Here is a 17,956-nt window from a genome sequence, read left to right as displayed (position 1 = left end):
GACCCCGTCAGGTCAGCGTCCGGTATGCGCCCTCACCGGGCGCAACGGATGCGTCGGAACCGGCTTACAGGGCCGCGTTGTAGTCGCGGACCTTGAGCATGCGCTGCGACGACTCCACGTTGGCGCGGATGATGCGCTTGAGCGCGTTGTCCGCGTCCTCATGGGCGGCGAGCCACGCCTCGCCCAGCTCGACGAGGCGGGCCGGGTCGGCGTACACCGGGTACAGGCTCTCCAGCAGAGCCTCGGCCATGTGGAAGGTGCGGTTCGTCCAGATCCAGTCAGCCGTCTCGAAGTACTTGGCGGCGAACGGGTCGGCCAGGTCGGCGCGCGGCGTGCCGGCGAAGCCGCGGGCGGCGGCCTCGAGCTGCATGTTGGTGAGCGCCTCGTTGGTGATGGCCTCGTTCCACGCCCACTCCTTCGCCTCGGCGGTGGCCTTGGCGGCGCGGGCGCCGAGCGCGAACTCGCGGTTCTCGGTGGTGTCGCGCTTGGCGAGCTGCGCGTCGATGCCGGCCTCGTCGATCGCGTTCACCGAGGCGAGCGCCTTGACGATCGTCCAGGTGAAGTTGTTGTCGATCTCCAGGCCGTCGAGGACGACGGTGCCGTCGAGCAGGCCCTTGGCATTGGCGGCGAACGCCTCGTCGCCCTCCTCGCCGTAGCCCAGGTAGGCGGTGGCGAGCTGGAACTGCTGGTCGGAGCCGGCTTCGGCGGTCTCGGCCAGACGCCACAGTTCGGCGGCGACGTGCTCGACGATGCCGGCGCGCTCGGCCGGGGCGGTGTAGTGCCAGGCGGTGGTGCCCATGCAGGCCAGCGCGTAGCGGAAGGTGGTGGATTCGGTCTCGTGGGCGAGCAGGCGCAGCGTCGTGTCGACGAAGTCCTTCGCCGGGAATTCGCCGTCGCGGGTCATGTCCCAGAAGGCCAGCCAGATCACGGCGCGGGCGAGCGCGTCGTCGAAGCGGTGGAGGTTGGCGGCGGCGAAGGCGAGCGACTTGTCGTCGAAGCGCAGCTTCGTGTAGGTCAGGTCGTCGTCGTTCACGAGGATGAGGGCCGGACGGCGCTTGCCGGCGGCTTCGGCGACGACGGTGGTCTCGCCGTCCACGTCGAGTTCGATGCGGTCGGTGCGCACGATGGCGCCGGTGGCCGGATCCTCGTCGTAGAAGCCGATGGCGAGGCGGTGGGAGCGCAGCACCGGGTGCTCGGCGGCGGCGCTCTGGCGCAGGACGAGCGAGGCGATGGTGCCGTCCTCGTTCTCCTCGACCTCGGTGGCGATGGTGTTGATGCCGGACTCCTCGAGCCACTGGGCGCTCCACGCCTTGAGGTCGCGGCCGGAGGTGGCCTCCAGCTCGCCCAGCAGGTCGGCGAGGGTGGCGTTGGCGTAGGCGTGCTTGTCGAGGTAGTTGTGGATGCCCTCGAAGAACTTCTCGCGGCCCACGTAGAACACGAGCTGCTTGAGCACGGACGCGCCCTTGGCGTAGGTGATGCCGTCGAAGTTGACGTACGTGTCGTTCAGGTCGTTGATCGGCGCGACGATCGGGTGCGTGGTGGACAGCTGGTCCTGACCGAGCGCCCAGCTCTTCTCGCCGGAGCAGAACGTGGCCCACGCGTCGTGCCATTCGGTGGCCTCGGCGGTGGCGAGGGTGGAGGTGAACTCGGCGAAGGACTCGTTGAGCCACAGGTCGTTCCACCACTTCATGGTCACGTAGTCGCCGAACCACATGTGGGCGAGCTCGTGCAGCACGGTCACGACGCGGCGTTCGGCCAGGGCGTCGGTGACCTTGGATTCGAACACGTACTGGTCGCGGATGGTGACCATGCCGATGTTCTCCATGGCGCCCGCGTTGTATTCGGGCACGTAGATCTGGTCGTACTTGGCGTACGGGTAGGGCACGCCCCAGGTCTTGGCGTAGAACGCGAAGCCGGCCTTGGTGATGTCGAACAGATAGTCGACGTCCTTGGCGAACGCCTCGGCGAGCGCCTGGCGGCAGTACTGGGCCATCGGCACGACGCGGCCGTCCTCGTTGAGGTATTCGGTGTGCCATTCGGCGTACGGGCCGGCGCACACGGCGGTCAGGTAGGAGCTCATGACCGGCGTGGTCTCGAAGACCCAGCGCTTGGTGGTCTCGGCCTCGTGGTCGCCCAGCGTGCCTTCGGCGGTCACGGTGTCGGTCTCCTCGACGGAGGCGACGGGCATGTTGGAGGTGACGATCCAGCTCTTGGCGGCCAGCACGGAGAAGTCGAACGTGGCCTTGAGGTCGGGCTGGTCGAAGACGGCGTAGACGCGGCGGGCGTCCGGCACCTCGAACTGGGAGTACAGGTAGACGTTGCCGTCGGACGGGTCGACGCTGCGGTGCAGGCCCTCGCCGGTGTTGGAGTACTGGCACAGCGCCTTGACGGTGACCTCGTTGTGCTCGGTCAGGCCGGCCAGTTCGATGCGGCTGTCGGCGAAGACGGCGGCCGGGTCGAGGGCGACGCCGTTGAGGGTGACCTCGGTCACGGTCTCGGCGATCAGGTCGAGGAAGGTCGTCGAGCCGGGGACGGCGTCGAACGTGATGGTGGTGACGGACGCGAAGTCCTTCGCGCCGACGGTCAGGTCGAGGTCGACCGCGTAGTGGATCGGCGCCGAGACGACGCCGCGGCGTTCCTCGGCTTCGATGCGGGTGAGGTTTGCTCCTGGCATGTCACTCCTTTGGTGCAACGTGAGGCGGCGTGACCGGTTGTGCCGGTCACGCCGCCTCGGTTTATCTGATCAAATCCGGTGGGGACGTCAGCGCGTCGGCTGGTCGTCCTCGGCGATGTCGGCCACGACGGGCACGATCATCGGCTTGCGGTGCAGCTGGCGTGCGACCCAGCCGCCGAGCGTGCGTCGCATGATCTGCTGCAGCTTGTACGTGTCGCGCGTGCCGGACATCATCGCGTCGTTGAGCTGTTCGACGATCTGGTGGCGCACCTTGTCGAATTCGCTTTCGTCCTCGGCCACGGCGTTGAGGAAGATCTTCGGGCCGGAGACGACTTCGGCGGCGTCGGTGTCGACGACGGCGAAGCAGGACACGAAGCCTTCGGTGCCGAGGATGCGGCGCTTCTCCAGCTCGTCCTCGGTGAGCTCGCCGACCGAGTCGCCGTCGACGTACACGTAGCCGCACGGCACGGAGCCGACGACCGCGGCCTTGCCGTGGTACAGGTCGACCACGTCGCCGTCCTGAGCGAGCACGACGTTGTCGGGGCTGACGCCGGTCTTGACGGCGATCAGGCCGTTGGCGATGAGGTGGCGGTTCTCGCCGTGGATCGGCATCGCGCACTTGGGCTTGACGATGTTGTACATGTACAGCAGCTCGCCCTCGTTGCAGTGGCCGGACACGTGCACGGCCGCGTTGTCGCGGTTGACGACGCGCGCGCCCTTCTGCACGAGCTTGTTGATGATCTTGTACACGCCGTGCTCGTTGCCCGGGATGAGCGAGCTGGCGAGGATGACCGTGTCGAACTCGTTGATCTCGATGTCGCGGTGGTTGCCGTCGGCGATGCGGCCGAGCGCGGCCATCGGCTCGCCCTGGGAGCCGGTGCACATGTAGACGAGCTTGTCGTCCTGCACGTCGTGCGCCTGCTTGAGGTCGATGACGGTGTCCTCGGGCAGGTGCAGGTAGCCGAGGTCGGCGGCGATGGCCATGTTGCGCACCATCGAACGGCCCACGAACACGACCTTGCGGCCGTACTTGTGCGCCGCGTCGACGACCTGCTGGACGCGGTGGACGTGGCTGGAGAAGCTGGCGACGATGATCTTGCGGCTGGCCTGCGCGAACGCCTGGTCGAGCGCCGGGCCGATCGTGGTCTCCGGCTTGACGAAGCCGGGCACCTCGGCGTTGGTGGAGTCCATCATGAGCAGGTCGACGCCCTGCTCGCCGATCTTGCCGAACTCCACCAGGTCGGTGGTGCGGTGGTCGAGCGGCAGCTGGTCGAGCTTGATGTCGCCGGTGTCGATGAGTGAGCCGGCCGGGGTCTTCACGTAGACGGCCAGCGCGTCCGGGATGGAATGGGTGACGTTGACGAACTCGAGGTTGAACGGGCCGGCCTTCATCTTGTCGCGGCCCTGCACCGGCACCATGACCGGGTCGATGCGGTGCTCCTTGCACTTCGCCTCGACGAACGCGAGCGTGAGCTTGGATCCGATCAGCGGGATGTCCGGGCGCAGCTTGAGCAGGTAGGGCACGCCGCCGATGTGGTCCTCGTGGCCGTGGGTGAGGACGAGCGCCTCGACCTGGTCGAGACGGTCCTTGATGTAGTGGAAGTCGGGGAGAATCAGGTCGACGCCCGGCTGCTCCTCTTCGGGGAAGAGCACGCCGCAGTCGATGAGCAGCAGGTGGCCGTTGTATTCGACCACGTTCATGTTGCGGCCGATCTCGCCCAGACCGCCCAGCGGCACGATGCGCATTGAGCCCTTGCGGTACTTCGGCGGGGCGATGAGCGTGCCCTGCTGCGGGGTGGACGCCGGCTGGGAGGCGCGGGCGCGGCGCGGACCGCCGGAGCGGCCGGAGCGGGTGCGCGAGGCGGACTTGGATTCGGACTTGGATTCGGACTTGCCGTCCGCGGACTTCTCCGACTTGACGGTCTTGGAGGAGGCCTTGCGGGTGCGGGTGGTCTTGGCCGCCTTCGCGCCCTTGCGGGCGGCGGGGTCGGCGAGGCTGTCGAGCATGTCGACCGCGGCCTGGGCGGCGGCGATCTGCTCGCTTTCGAGTTGGCTGACGCCGGTTGCGGCGTGTTCGTTGGTTGCGATGTTCGTTTCTTGTGTGTTAGCCATTTCCTGGTTGGATTTCTGTCTGATTGGTGTCCCCGCCTGTACGGGGACGACGTTGCGGGGCCCGCGCCGGCCGGCGTCCGATGCGGACGCGCGGACGCCGGCGCGGGCCGGACGGGTCACAGCAGGCCGGATGCGCGCATGCCCTCTTCGGCGCGGTACAGCTCCTGCGGGCCGGGGCCGACGTTCGGCAGGCGCATCGACGTGTCGTCGAGCACGCCGCGCACCTTGAGCGCGGCCTTGGCCATGACGGCCTGGAAGCCGTTGCCGTTCATCGATTCGACCAGCGGGGCCAGCTGCACGGCGATGCGCTGCGCCTCGTGGATGTCGCCGCGGTCGAACGCGGCGGCCAGGTCGCGCATCGGGCCGGCGGCCGCGTGCGCGATGACGGAGATGATGCCCACCGCGCCGACCGACAGGAACGGCAGGAACAGGCCGTCGTCGCCGGAGTACCAGTCGAGGCCGGTCTCCATGCGCTTGCGGACCGCGCCGGCGATGTCGCCGGTGGCGTCCTTGACGGCGGTCACATGGTCGAGTTCGGACATGCGGCGGTAGGTTTCGAGCTGGATGTGCACGCCGGTGCGGCCGGGCACGTCGTAGATGATGATCGGCTTGTCGGCCGACTCGTCGACCGCCTTGTAGTGGCGGTAGATGCCCTCCTGGGAGGGGCGGGAATAGTAGGGGGCGACGACGAGCACCGCGTCGGCGCCCGCCTCCTGGGTCTGTTCGACCATGCGCACCGTGTGCGCGGTGTCGTTCGAGCCCGCTCCCGAGATGATCGGCACGTCCACGACCTCGCGGACGGCGGCGACGAGCTCCACCTTCTCGTCCATGTGGGTGGTGGGCGATTCGCCGGTGGTGCCGTTGACGACGATGCCGTCGGCCCCGTCTGCGACAAGCTGTCGGGCGACCTTCTGCGCCGCCTCGAAATCGACGGAGCCGTCGGATTTCATCGGCGTGATCATGGCCGGAAGGATGCGCCCGAACGGGGCCGGATCAAGAAGATGGATCGTCTCACTCATAACGTTCAACGGTACTTCGCGGCCGGGACGCGCCGCAGTGCCGTCACAGGTCGAGGAAGCGGTCCAGTCCCACGGTCAGGCCGGCGTGTCCGCCGGCGGCGAGCTTGCGCACGGCGAGCAGCACGCCGGGCATGAAGCTGACGCGGTCGAAGCTGTCGGCGCGGATCGTCAGCTGTTCGCCGGCGTTGCCCAGCAGCACCTCCTCGTGCGCGTTCAGGCCGCGCAGGCGCACGGCGTGCACGTGCACGCCGTCGACGACCTGGCCGCGCGAGCCGCCGTCGGTCTCGGTCGCGTCGGGCATGGCGCCCAGGCCCGCCGCCGCACGCGCGCGGGCGATGCCGGCGGCGGTGTGGATCGCGGTGCCGGAGGGCGCGTCGACCTTGTTCGGATGGTGCAGTTCGACCACTTCGGCCGATTCGAAGTACGGTGCGGCCACGGCGGCGAAGTGGGCGGCGAGGACCGCGGAGATCGCGAAGTTCGGCGCGATGAACACGGCCTGGTCGTCGCGCGGCGCGGCGGCGAGCGCCTCGCGCACCCGCTCGAGGCGTTCGTCGGTCCAGCCGGTGGTGCCGACGACCACGTCGACGCCCTGGGCGATGAGCGTGAGCACGTTGTCGAGCGCCACGGACGGCACGGTGAATTCGACCGCGACGTCGGTGTTGTCGGGGGTGATGGCGTGCAGGTCGTCGCCCGCGTCGAGGGCGAGCGCCAGCTGCGTGTCGTCCGCCGCGTTCACCGCGTCGACGACGTGCGATCCCATGCGCCCCTTGGCGCCGACCACAGAAACCCTGATCATGTCCGTGTCCTTTCGTTCGGAGTCCTTGGGCCGCCGCGGGGATTGCGGACCGCCTGTCCGGATGGTGGACAGGCGGCCGACGTGGATGCCGTGCGGAGGCCGGTACGCTTCATCTGTGTTCTACCACAGGCGGCGGCGCGGATGCGGCCGTCCGCTCACGGCGGATGGCTCCGCACGCCGCCGTCGGCCCCGACGCAGTCGTCGACGCCGGAACCGCGGCGGCTGTCGGCGGCGTCCGCCGACGACGGTCAGCGGCGTCGTCGGGCGAGCGCCCAGCCGACGAGGGCGAGCGGGACCGCGCAGGCGACCGACACCCAGGGGATCATCATGCTGGTGTGGGGACCGGCGGCGTCGAGCACGGCGCCGGCGAACGTGGAGCCGAACGAGGTGCCGACCGAGCCGGCGGTGGTGAGCCACGACAGGCCTTCGGTCAGCGAACGTTCGGGCACGATGCCCTTGACGATGAGGTTGCCGGTGGCGAACAGCGGCGAGATGCACAGGCCGGTCACCACTTCGAGCACGCCGAGCAGCAGGTAGTGGTCCATGACGACGCGGAACAGGGCGAAGCCGACGGCCAGCAGCGCAAGGAACACGACCATGTGCCGCCAGTGGGAGCCCTTCATCTCGTGCGAGCCGAAGATGACGGCGCCGATGCACGAGCCGAGGGCGAGCATGGCCAGCTGGAGGCCGAGCCACTGCTCGACGCCGGCGGTCTTCATCGACGCGGTCATCGACACGTCGAACGCGGTGAAGCTCATGTTGAACACGACGAACACGATGAGCACGGGCAGGACGCCCGGGTAGAGCAGCACGTTCCTCGGCTTGTCGGCGTCCGGCGCGGTGTGCAGCCGGTCGAGGGTCAGACGGTCGGCGGACGAGGCGGACCGGGGCGCGTCGCAGTCGCCGGCCACGCCGGCGGCCGCGGATGCGGACGGCCTGCCGAAGCGACGCGCGGCGGCCACGTCGGCGTCGTCCGCGGCGGCGGGCGTCACGTCGACCGGTTCCAGGACCGGCGGCTGCGTGCGTTTCAGGGAGAAGAACACGGTGCCGCCGATGCCGCAGGCGAGGGTCGGCACGAACAGCTGGGAGACGGGGTGGACCGACGTGGCGAGGAACGCGGCGAGGATCGGGCCGAGGATGAACACGATCTCGTCGATCGCGGATTCGAGCGCGTACGCGGTGTTGAGCAGCGACGGGTCGGCGTTGCCGCGCAGCGCGTACGCCCAGCGGGTGCGCACGAGCGCGCCGAACGAGAACTGGGTCAGGCCCATCGCGATCGCGAGGGCGAACAGCGCGGGGATCGGCACGCGGTTGAGCGCGGCGAGGGCGAACGAGATCATGACGACCACCTGCACGGCGAGGGCGACGCGGCCCACGCGGCGCTGGCCGAGGCGGTCGAACAGGCGCGCGTACACGGGTGTGACGACGGCGACGGCGAGGATGTAGGCGGCGCTCATCGAACCGGCCACGGTCCAGTTGTCGTACAGGTGGTTGAGCGCGAGCACGATGCCCAGGCTCATCATCGACAGCGGCAGGCGCGCCACCGCGCCGGACACGCAGAACGCCGCTGCACCCGGCAGGGCGAACAGGCGCGCGTACGGGGAGGCGGCGCGGCCGGCGGACGTGTCGGCCGCTGGACGGCCGTCGGTGCGGGAGGCGGCGCTCATCGGCCGCGCTCCCCCGGTTCGGCGGCGTCCGCGAGCGGTTCGGCCGGCGCGGACCAGTCCTCACGCAGGGAGGCGACGGACGCGAGCGCCGTTTCGGCCTCCGAGGCCGTGTGGCCGGTGAGCGCGTCCAGTGCGGCGCGGTCGACCGGACCTCGGTAGATGAACATGTCGTCGGCGAACGCCCACAGTTCATCGGCGGCGCCTTCGGACGACGGTGCGGTCGGGGCGGCCGGGGCGGCCGGCGCGGATGCGGCCGCGTGGAGCCGTTCGGCCACGCGGGTCATGCCCTTGTGGTCGTAGAAGCTCACGTCGCAGTCGGAGTCGGTGTGCAGGTAGTACGATTCGACGCCGGCCTGCGCCAGGTGCGCCTGGGCGCGGCGCCACAGGCCGCCGCCGACGCCGGCGCCGCGCACGTCCGGGTTGACGACGAACAGTTCGAGTTCGCCCTGTGTGGTGTCGTTGACGCCGCAGGACGCCTCCAGTTCGAGTTCGACGTCGAACGCGCGGTCGAGGCCGCGCAGGCTCTCCAATGCCGCCTCATTGCCGGCGAGGTCGGCGCGCGCCTGCGCCATCATGGCCGGCACCACGTCGTACAGCGGGCGTGCGCCGGCGACGCGGGCGAGGATCACGCCGGCGAACATGCCGTCGTCGCGTTCGGCGACGATGCCGTACGTGGTGTGCTCGAGGTAGTGGAGGGTGAAGTAGCGGGAGACGAGCAGTCCGGCCGGCGTGCCGGCGAGCGTGTCTTCCGGCGGCCAGGTGCGGTCGAACAGGTCGACGATCGCGTCGACGTCGTCCCAGCTCATCGTGCGGTAGCGTACGGTCGGCGCGGCGGTGCCGGAGTGCGGATCGGACTGGTGGGACTGGTGGTCGCCGCCCTGCGCGGCGATGCTGGTTGCGATGGTCGCAGCCATGGTTATCGTTGCTCCTTTGTCGTGGTGTCGTCGGCGCGGGTGCCCGCCCACGCGCGCCTGCGGGGTCGCGGCGTTCCTCCCCGACGACGCTGCGGTGCGTTCCCCCGCAGCGCGTCCTCGGCCGGTCGCCTGGACGGGTCGGCCCGCCGGCGCGCCGTCATGCGCGCCGCGGCGGATCCCGACCCGTGTTCGCTCAGTCGTCGTCGGATTGTTCCGGAATGCCGTCGTTCAGTTCGGCGAGGATCTCCGCCTCGCTTTTCGCGCGGGCGTGCAGCTCGCGCTTCCCCTCGTCGGATTCACTCAGATAGTAGAGTGTGGCGTCGATACTGTCCAGTTCCACGTTCTCGATATACGCCAGCAGCAGACGGTACCAGTCGAGCTGCACGAGTCTGGCGTCGATCTCGTCGGCGCGGCGGGGTCGCCGGCCGGTCTTCCAGTCGACGATCGTGTAGCGTTTGGCCGGATCGTCCGGGTCGAGGCCGCCGTGGAACACGGCGTCGAGCTTGCCGTTGACGATGCCCACGCCCGGCAGTTCGGCCACGATCTGCCGTTCCGCCCATGCTGGTCGCCGGCGCGCCCACCGCGATTCGACGAGACGGCGCTTCCAGACGGTCAGGTCGCGCAGGTCGCGTTCCTTGGCGTCGGCATCGGGGTCGCGTTCCCGGGCATCCAGGTCGGCGATCAGGGATTCGCGCGATTCGCCCGGCGTGCCGGAGGCGAGCGGCGTCGCCGTCGTGTCCGATGCCGCGACCGCGCCCGCGGCGGTGACGTCGGGCATGCCGTCGTCCGACGCGTTGACGAAGCGTTCCGCCCACGCGTGCAGCAGCGTGCCCGCCTGCGCCGACGGCGAGGCGACGTGCGGGATCGGACGGACGACGCCGCGCCAGACGGCCCGTGATTCGCGTTCGCTCAGATGGCCGGCGCGCGCCTGCAATGAGGTGACGTTCTGCCGTCCGGCGGCGAGCAGTCGGGTCGCGCGCTCCCGCACCCGTTCGTCGATGCCGGCGGCGGTCATGGAGCCGGCCGGCATCAGGTCCGGGTCGGACACCAGCATCATCGCGCGGCCCAGCAGCGAGTCGGCGTCGGGCGCCGCACCCGGTCCTCCCGGCATATCGGCATCGGCGTCGTCGTTCCCGCCCGCGCCGACGGAATCGTCGGCGTCGACGTTCCCGCGCAGCCGGGCCATCGTCGCCTCCGACAGCGACGCCGGCCACGGCAGCGACGAGTCGCCGCCTTCCGAGGCGAGCGGGGCGCGCCATGCGTCCGCGACCACCGTCTCGGCGTAAGCGGCGGCATGCTCGCCGACGAAGTATCCTTCGGGCGCGGGCGCGCCGATCGAGGCCAGCGTGTCGGGGCACCCCGACGCGGACTGTTCCACGGATCGTTTCTCGGATCGTTCCGAAGACGGTTCCGCCGACCGTTCCGCCTCCTCCCGCGCGCTCTCCGCTTCGGCGATGGCGACGGCGCTTACGATCCCGTCGTGATGGCACATCGAATCGCAGACCTCGCTCCAGAACACCGACGGCTTGCTCTCCTTCGGCTTCGTGCCGTCCGCTCCCAGCGTGCGCGGGTCGGTCGATTCGCTGCCGTAGCGGCTGTAGGTGAGCAGCGCGTCGTGGCGGGCGCGCGTGAGCGCCACGTACGCCAGCCGCCGTTCGTCGGCGAGCAGGCGGCGGCCGTATTCCTCGCCCTGCGTCAGATACCAGCCGTCGGCGTCCGTCTGGTCCATGTCGTCGCCGATGTCCTCGCCGCGCATGTCGCCGTAGATCTCGTCGTCGATGACCTCCACGTCGTCCAGCATCGCCAGCGCATCCGCGGGGTCGGCGCCGGGTGCGGCGTCGTGGGGGAACCGGGGCAGGATGCCGGCGTCGACGCGCACCGGCGCGGGCACGGCCGACGCGTCGTCCAGCCAGGTGCGCACGCTCACATGGTATTCGGGCGGGATCCAATGACCGTCGCGCATCGTCCCCTCGTGGTCCGGGTCGGCGTCGATGCGCAGGCCGCCCTTGTTGCTGGGGAATGTGCCGGCGGTCATGCCGGCGACGGCGACCGCGTCCCATTCGAGGCCCTTGGACTGGTGGATGGTCATGAGCACCACGTCGACCGGGGTGTCGGGCGGCGTGGCGGCCGTGTCCTCGACGTCCCTGAGCGATTCGACCCAGTCGACGAACCCGTGCAGGGTGGGCGTCGTGCCTTCGACGATCTCGCGCGCATACGTGTCCACGAGCGCGGCGAACGATGCGATGCCCGACATCGCCTGCGAGGGGTTCACGTCGCGTTCGGGCGCCGTCACCGCCTGGGCGACGATCAGGTCGATGTCGAGGTTCAGCGCCCGCACCGCCTCGTCGACGACCTCGCGCAGACCGCGGTTGGCGACGGCCTGCACCTGCCGGAGCGCTCCCGCGGCAAGCAGCGTCGCGCGCACCGTCTCCGGAGCGAATCCGTCGGCGCGTCCGAGCAGGTCGGGCAGGTCGTCGCGCATGAGCAGGTCGGCGAGGAACACGCTGTGGGGTACGCGGTCGCGGTATTCGCGAACGATCGCGTCGACCGCCTCGGAGGAGAGACCCGCGGCGGACGGATCCGAAGCGGCGGCCGCCCCGGACGCTCCGGGGATGGCGGACGGGTCGACGATGCCGGCCTCGATGAGCGCGCGCAGTCGGCCTTCGGCGTCGGCGCGTTCGGTCAGCCGCGACAGGCGGCGCAGCTCCTCGGAGCCGAGCCCGTAGCGGGGCGTAGCCAGCAGACGCAGCAGCGGTTCGGGGTCGGTGTGGTCGACCACCGCGCGCAGGAGCGCGAGCAGGTCCTTGATCTCGGGGCGTTCGAGCAGCGCCGAACGGCCCACGACGAGTGTGGTCAGACCGGCGCGTTCGAGTCCGCGCGCGAATGCGGGCATCGCGATCTTGGAGCGGAACAGGACCGCCACATGCGGGCGCGCGTCCGTCGCCGCGGTGCCGTCGGCCGACGCTCCCGGCGTATGCAGCGCGATCGCGCGTTTGGCGAAGCGGGCGACCGCGTCGATCTCCTGGCCGAGTGTGGTCAGGCCCAACACGCCGAGTGTGCCCTGCGGGGCCGTGTCCATGTGACTCAGTTCGGCCACGTCCACTTCGCGCATGAGCGAGCTGCCGGCGCGGCGCGGCGGCACGCGCAGCGGCTGGGTCAGGTTGTTGGCGGCCTCCAGCACGATGCGCGAGTTGCGTCGGGTGACGCTCAACGGGAACGGCCGGGCCGTCTCCCCCATGCCGAAGTCGCGTTGGAACATGCGGAACGCGCCCGGGCTTGCGCCGCGGAACGCGTAGATCGACTGGAAGGGGTCGCCGACCGCGTTCACCGCGCTGCGGTTTCCGTCTCGGGTTGCGACGTGCGGCCGCCTGCCGTTTGCGGCCATCCGGCGCAATGATGCTATGTCCCAGCCGAGTTCGCCGGATGCGGACGCGGATGTCGAAGCCGACGCTTCGCCGACGGCGTCTCCGGCGGTGCGCGCGACGGCCACATCCCCGTCCCCGTCCGTCACGACGCGCGCCGGGTCCTCGCCGGGGTGGAACAGCGCGGCCAGCAGCATCGCCTGCGTCGTGGAGGTGTCTTGGTATTCGTCCAGCAGCACGTGCGTGTACCGGCGGCGGTAGCGTGCGCCGATGGACGGGAAGCGGGTGACCAGCTGGTAGGCGGCCACGGTGAAGTCGCTGAACTCGGCCATGTTCTGCCGGCGCTTCTCCAGCTCGTAGTCCGCGACCAGGTCGAGCAGCGCGTCGCGGCGTCGCGTGACGTCGCGCAGTCCGGCGCACCGCCATACCGTGTACGCGTGCAGCTGGTCGCGGTACTGGGCGCGTTTCGCCTCCCGGTCCGCGTCGGTGTCCTTCTTCGACTTGCGCGGCTTATTCCGTTTCGGCTCCTCGTCCGGGACCGGTTCGTCGCCGATCGCGGTGTCGAGGCATCGGATGAAGTCGGTGTCCCAGCGTCGGATGCGTGCGATGGCCGTGTCGACGGAGTCAACGCCGCCGCCGATCATCGCGTTGCCGATCGCATGCGACAGGTCGAGCACGGATCCCACGACCGTGTCGAACGACCCCAGTTCGTGGGCGAGCAGCAGGTCGGGGTGCCGTCCGACGACCACGGACGCCAGCTGGCGTGCGCCGGCGTCGCTCAGCGGCTGCGTGTTCTGGTCGAATCCGACCAGCAGACCGTATTGGCGCACGATTGTCTGGAAGAACGCGTCGTACGTGGACACCTCGGGTTTGAGGAACGCGCGTCTGGCGTCGATGGTCCCGTCGGCCGTCACCGCCGCGGAGACGCGGGCGAGCAGTTCGGAGGCGGCCTTGCGCGTGAACGTCAGGCCGAGGATGCGCTCGGGCGACACGCCCCGTTCGATGAGGGCGATGATGCGGCGCGTCATCGTGTACGTCTTGCCGCTGCCTGCACCGGCGACGACCAGCACGTCGTCGTCGGCCGGCGCGCCGATGACGCGCGCCTGTTCGGGGCTGTCGGTGAAGGCGGGGCGTCCGCCGGTCTGTTCGCTCATGCCTGCCTCGTTTCGAATACGGTGTCCACCTGTCCCGCGCATGCCGGGCATACGTCCTTCCTGCGGCATTTCCTGACGTGGTAGGGCTGGGGACGTGCCGCGAAGCGGGTGCTGCGGCAGGCCGCCGCGGCGTAGAAGACGCGCGAGACCATGGTCAGCGCCCATACGGCCTGGGTGCCTCGCAGCTCCAGCAGTCCCCGCCATGTGTCCTCGCCCACGCCCTGCGGCGCCTGTGCGGGCAGGTCGGGCACGTCCAGCAACGCCTCGGGTTTCGGATAGTGGAAGCGCGGCCGGTACGCCGTGTCGTTGAGATGCCCGTCGACGAACAGCGGAGGCTGGTGCAGGCCTTCCGCGCCGAAGCTGTCGGCCGGCGCGCCCTTGGCGGAGACGTGGAACAGCGCGCTCTGCGCCACCGGGACGGGGCATTGCGGCCCCGGAGCGGACCGTCTTCCGCCGGGGAACGCGAGCGCCATCTGGTAGCACACGAGCTGCAGGTCGTTGACGATCTGCTTGGTTCCCGGCATGGAGCCGGTCTTGTAGTCGATCAGGCGGATCGTCTCCCCGCCGTCCGCGGTGTGCCGGTGTTCCAGGCGGTCCATGCGGCCGTTGAGCCGTACGAGGATGCCCTCGTCCATGCCTTCGGGCCATCCTCCGACGAGCATGCCCATGATGGCCGTCAGTTCGCCTCGGGTGACGGGAGGTACGCCGTCCATCGCGTTGTAGGCGGCGACGATGTCGTCGAGGCCGAACATCGCGTCGATGTCGCGTTCGCATTCGGCCGATTCGAGCGTGCCGACCCGGAAGTGCTTCGTGTTGCCGGTCGGATAGTCGGGCCCGTTCGAGGTGACGAAGTAGGAGGCGATGTTCCGGAGGCGTTCCCGTGCGGTGGCGTCCTGGAGCATCGTCTCGTAGTGGCGTTTCGGGTCGGATGGGTCGTTGCCGCCGCGCAGCTCGCGGTAGATGGCGCTCATCCGGTCGGTTATCGCCTCGATGCGCGCCTCGTCGTCGCCCACGTCGCCCATGGCGCCGGGCAGGTCGAGGCCCTCCTCGCTGGCCTGTTGGGCGACGGCGTGGATCAGGGTGCCGAACGATGCGGACAGGCCGCTGACGGTGGGGCCGGTGAAGCGGTGCTCCATCAGCCAGCACACCGGGCACGCCCAGATGCCGTCCACGCCGGACGGCGAGAGCGTGACCGTGGGGCGTGTCGTCTGGTCTCCGTCGGACGGAGACGGACGGTCGTCCTTCCCGTCCGACGCTGTCCGTTGCACCGACGGTGCCGGTTGTGCCGGCTGTGCTGCGGCATCGTCGGCCGTCCCCATGAACGGCCATGTCGCGCGATCCGCTGCGGCGACGCCGTGGTCGGCGAGCAGGTGCAGCGCGTCGGCGGCGTCGTGCGCGTCCGCCGGCGTGCTTCCGGTGGCCGCCATCGTCACGCGGGCGGCGGTGACCAAGCCGCGCGGCGTGGCGTCCAGACCGTGGAACCGGTCGGTCATGCCGGGTTCGGTGTATCCGCGGCGTTCCGGATCGGCGTGCGCGGCGCGGTCGAAGCGTTCGGGCAGGTAGGCGTACAGGAAGTCGGAGGGGGTCAGGTCGTCGCTGTACGCGGCGCTGACCGACAGGTGGCGCGTGGCGCGCGTCACCGCCACCAGCAGGCTCTTCTGTTCGCTGGCCAGCACCGCTTCGAGCTGCGGGTCGCCGGGGGCGGCCTCGTCGCTCAACGCGCCGGTGAGCATCACATCGGCCAGGTCCTCGCCGCCGAACATGGTGTTGCGGGCGGCGAGGTTGGGCCATACGCCCTGCTGGACGGCGGGCATCCACACCAGCGGCCATCGTTCGCCCGCCGCGCCCGCGGGCGTGGTGAGCGTCACCGCCTGGTCGATCGGCGCGGTCTTGGCGAGCGAGTCGGCTTCGATGCGCATCGAACGGATCTGGGCCATGAAGCCTTCGATGTCGTGCGTCTGCGCCGATCCGGCCGCGTAGGCGAACAGGCGCATCGCCGTGTCGAGACGGTCGTTGGCGGCACGTCCGGCGTCGGTGTTCTCCAACGCCTCGCGCTGCCATCGGGAGGCCACACCGCACTCGTCCCACGCCGCCCAGAGCGCGTACTGCGCCTCGTCCGACGGCAGCGACGACAATGCCGAAGCCAGGCGGGACGTCAGATTCCACATCCGGGCGAACGCCTCGGCATGCGGGTCCCGGCCGCACACCGACTGGATGGAGGCCAGCACGTCGTCGGCTTCATCGGCGTCGCCGAATGCGAGCATCAGGTACAGCGCGGCTCCGCCGAACGGCACGTCGTCCGCGGAACCGGGGTCGACCAGCGAATCGTCGGTCGTCAGACCGGTGGCGGCGCCGCCGTCGCATGCGGCGGCAAGCCGGTCCCGCAACACCTCCCAGGATCGGACCAGCTGTGTCAGCGGCCCTTCGGACGAGTCCGCCTCCGCAACCGAACGCCGCCCGTCGTCGTCCGACGGGCCGTCGGCCGAGTCCTCCCGCAGCCGTACGACATCGGCCAATGCGCCGAGCGAGGACATCGCGGATTCGACCGTCGACAGGCGGACCGGACGGCCGGCGTGGTCCCGGTCGCCTCCCACGTCGATCAGCGGGCTCGTCAGGAACGCCACCGCGCGGGAACGCACGAACGCCGCCAGTCCGGACAGTCCCATCGCCATGTCCGAGACCCCGCCCATCCCCTTCTGGCGCAGGCGTGCCAGTTCCAGCAGGGCGAACAGCCCTTGGACGAACGGCTCGTCGCGCAGCGCGCGCGTCACCGACGAGTAGCGCACCGGCACGCCGTCACGGCGCAGACGGTCGCCGAACCGCCGCACCGTGTCGTTGTCGTGCGCGATGAGCGCCATGTCGTTCCAGGCGACGCCGTCCGCCAGATGGGCGCGTTTGATGCGCCACGTCACGTCGTCGAGCTCCTCGGCGTCGCTGCGGTAGAGCATCGTGTCCACGCCGCCGCGGCGCATCGCCGGATCGTCGTCGTCGAGACGGCGGATCGGGTACGAGCCGGGCAGCGCGGGCAGTTTGCCGGCGCGGCGAGGGCGGGCCGTGTCGTCGTCGCCGGGCGCGGCGATCGACAGCGAGATGCGCGAGGCGACCACGTCGCGGTAGCCGTACTCCTTGTCCGCGTCGCCGGTATCGGAGCCGGCCCCGTCGAGACGCACCGTTTCGGCGCCCAATCGCACACGGGCCTGGTCGAACAGGTATTCCGGGTAGGAGCCGCGGAACGACTGGACCGATTCGTCCGGATTGCCGGCCAGGACGAGCCGCACGCCCCGCTCGTGCAACGCGGTCAGGAACGCCAGCCCGGCGAGCGTCAGGTCCTGGAAGTCGTCGACGACCACCAGACGGGGCAGGGCCGCGGCATCGAGACCGTACGCCGCGTCCGTGCCTTCGACCAGCAGCCGCGACGTGTCGAGACGGTATTCGTTCGGGTAGGCCGACTTCACCCGCTGCGCGTATTCGCGGCGCAGCGCGAACGCCAGCCGCCACTGGACGTGCAGCCGCTCCACGCGCGGCGACCAGTGCGACAGCGCGGCGAGGATCGTCCCCTCCTTCGCCTCGCCGGCGCCCAGCTCGTCCATGCGGGCCAGCATGTCGCGCAGCTGCATGACGAACGATTCGTTCACCCCGCGGATCCGGTCGTCGCCGCCGTCCGCGGCGACCACGCTCTGCCAGTCGTCGGTCGAGAAGTACTCGCGCAGCAGCGCGCATGTCGGGCAGGGATCGCCGGCGCGCACATGACCCACGTGCACGGCCGTCACCTGCCGCAGCAGCGCGTCCTGTTCGGCGCCGTTGAGCAGTTTCGGCGGCGTCGATCCGTCGCGTTCCCGGAGCGCGGTGATCAGCCGGAAGGCGATCGCCGACAGCGTGGTGACCGGACGCGCCTGCGACATCGGGCCGATCTCCCGTATCACGCGATCGGCCAGACGGTCCGCGGACTGACGTCCCGACACGGCCATCACCGCACCGTGGTCGCCCGACTCGCGAAGGCCTCGGATCAGCTCGCCGAGCGCGAACGTCGTCTTGCCCGCTCCCGGCCCGCCGACGACCAGCAGCGTATCGGCTCGTCCGCCCCCGCGGGCACCGGCGACCGGCAGGCCCGTCCCCTCGGCCTGACCCGGCGCCGCCGCCCGTCCGTCTTCGATGTGTCCAGTCATGCATTCCAGACTAACGCCCGTTTCGGGGTCCGGCAGATTCCTACCGTCCCCCGGGAGCACGTCAGCCCTGCTCTCCGCTCAATCCTGCCGCC

Annotated in this window: 8 protein-coding genes; all 8 read right to left on the bottom strand. The window is 70.2% G+C overall.

Going from position 1 to position 17,956, the window contains the following annotated elements; translation table 11 throughout:
* Positions 1 to 64: 64 nt before the first annotated feature.
* On the bottom strand, positions 65 to 2,674 hold the full coding sequence (pepN, locus tag D2E24_RS02445; protein ID WP_125967749.1) for an aminopeptidase N: 2,610 nt from the start codon (positions 2,672 to 2,674) through the stop codon (positions 65 to 67).
* Positions 2,675 to 2,761: 87 nt separating this feature from the next.
* Positions 2,762 to 4,681 carry a ribonuclease J gene (locus D2E24_RS02440; RefSeq protein ID WP_125967816.1) on the bottom strand — a complete coding sequence of 640 codons (1,920 nt, stop codon included), beginning with the start codon at positions 4,679 to 4,681 and terminating at the stop codon, positions 2,762 to 2,764.
* A 221-nt stretch (positions 4,682 to 4,902) separates the two neighbouring features.
* Positions 4,903 to 5,805, bottom strand: a complete 903-nt coding sequence (dapA, locus tag D2E24_RS02435) for a 4-hydroxy-tetrahydrodipicolinate synthase (RefSeq protein WP_125967748.1) — start codon at positions 5,803 to 5,805, stop codon at positions 4,903 to 4,905.
* Positions 5,806 to 5,848: 43 nt separating this feature from the next.
* Positions 5,849 to 6,601 (bottom strand): 4-hydroxy-tetrahydrodipicolinate reductase, encoded by a 753-nt coding sequence (dapB, locus tag D2E24_RS02430; RefSeq protein WP_125967747.1) that lies wholly within the window; start codon positions 6,599 to 6,601, stop codon positions 5,849 to 5,851.
* Positions 6,602 to 6,849: 248 nt separating this feature from the next.
* Positions 6,850 to 8,268 carry an MFS transporter gene (locus D2E24_RS02425; RefSeq protein ID WP_125967746.1) on the bottom strand — a complete coding sequence of 473 codons (1,419 nt, stop codon included), beginning with the start codon at positions 8,266 to 8,268 and terminating at the stop codon, positions 6,850 to 6,852.
* Positions 8,265 to 9,182 carry a GNAT family N-acetyltransferase gene (locus D2E24_RS02420; protein WP_125967745.1) on the bottom strand — a complete coding sequence of 306 codons (918 nt, stop codon included), beginning with the start codon at positions 9,180 to 9,182 and terminating at the stop codon, positions 8,265 to 8,267. The genes D2E24_RS02425 and D2E24_RS02420 overlap by 4 nt, the downstream gene beginning before the upstream one ends.
* 193 nt (positions 9,183 to 9,375) lie before the next feature.
* Positions 9,376 to 13,698, bottom strand: coding sequence for an ATP-dependent DNA helicase (locus D2E24_RS02415; protein ID WP_125967744.1), 4,323 nt, complete (start codon positions 13,696 to 13,698; stop codon positions 9,376 to 9,378).
* Complete coding sequence (locus D2E24_RS02410; RefSeq protein WP_125967743.1) at positions 13,695 to 17,864, bottom strand: PD-(D/E)XK nuclease family protein; 4,170 nt, start codon at positions 17,862 to 17,864, stop codon at positions 13,695 to 13,697. Before D2E24_RS02410 ends, D2E24_RS02415 begins: the two co-directional genes overlap by 4 nt.
* Positions 17,865 to 17,956: the final 92 nt, after the last annotated feature.

The organism is Bifidobacterium samirii (genome assembly GCF_003952945.1).
GTDB classification, from domain to species: domain Bacteria; phylum Actinomycetota; class Actinomycetes; order Actinomycetales; family Bifidobacteriaceae; genus Bifidobacterium; species Bifidobacterium samirii.
The sequence above is the reverse complement of the archived record's forward strand: the minus strand, read 5'-3'. Positions and strand labels throughout refer to the sequence as shown.

Coding starts and splice junctions, on each gene's coding strand:
- pepN (WP_125967749.1), bottom strand. CDS start 2,674: ATGCCAGGAGCAAACCTCACCCGCATCGAAGCCGAGGAACGCCGCGGC.
- D2E24_RS02410 (WP_125967743.1), bottom strand. CDS start 17,864: ATGACTGGACACATCGAAGACGGACGGGCGGCGGCGCCGGGTCAGGCC.
- D2E24_RS02420 (WP_125967745.1), bottom strand. CDS start 9,182: ATGGCTGCGACCATCGCAACCAGCATCGCCGCGCAGGGCGGCGACCAC.
- dapA (WP_125967748.1), bottom strand. CDS start 5,805: ATGAGTGAGACGATCCATCTTCTTGATCCGGCCCCGTTCGGGCGCATC.
- D2E24_RS02440 (WP_125967816.1), bottom strand. CDS start 4,681: ATGCTCGACAGCCTCGCCGACCCCGCCGCCCGCAAGGGCGCGAAGGCG.
- dapB (WP_125967747.1), bottom strand. CDS start 6,601: ATGATCAGGGTTTCTGTGGTCGGCGCCAAGGGGCGCATGGGATCGCAC.
- D2E24_RS02415 (WP_125967744.1), bottom strand. CDS start 13,698: ATGAGCGAACAGACCGGCGGACGCCCCGCCTTCACCGACAGCCCCGAA.
- D2E24_RS02425 (WP_125967746.1), bottom strand. CDS start 8,268: ATGAGCGCCGCCTCCCGCACCGACGGCCGTCCAGCGGCCGACACGTCC.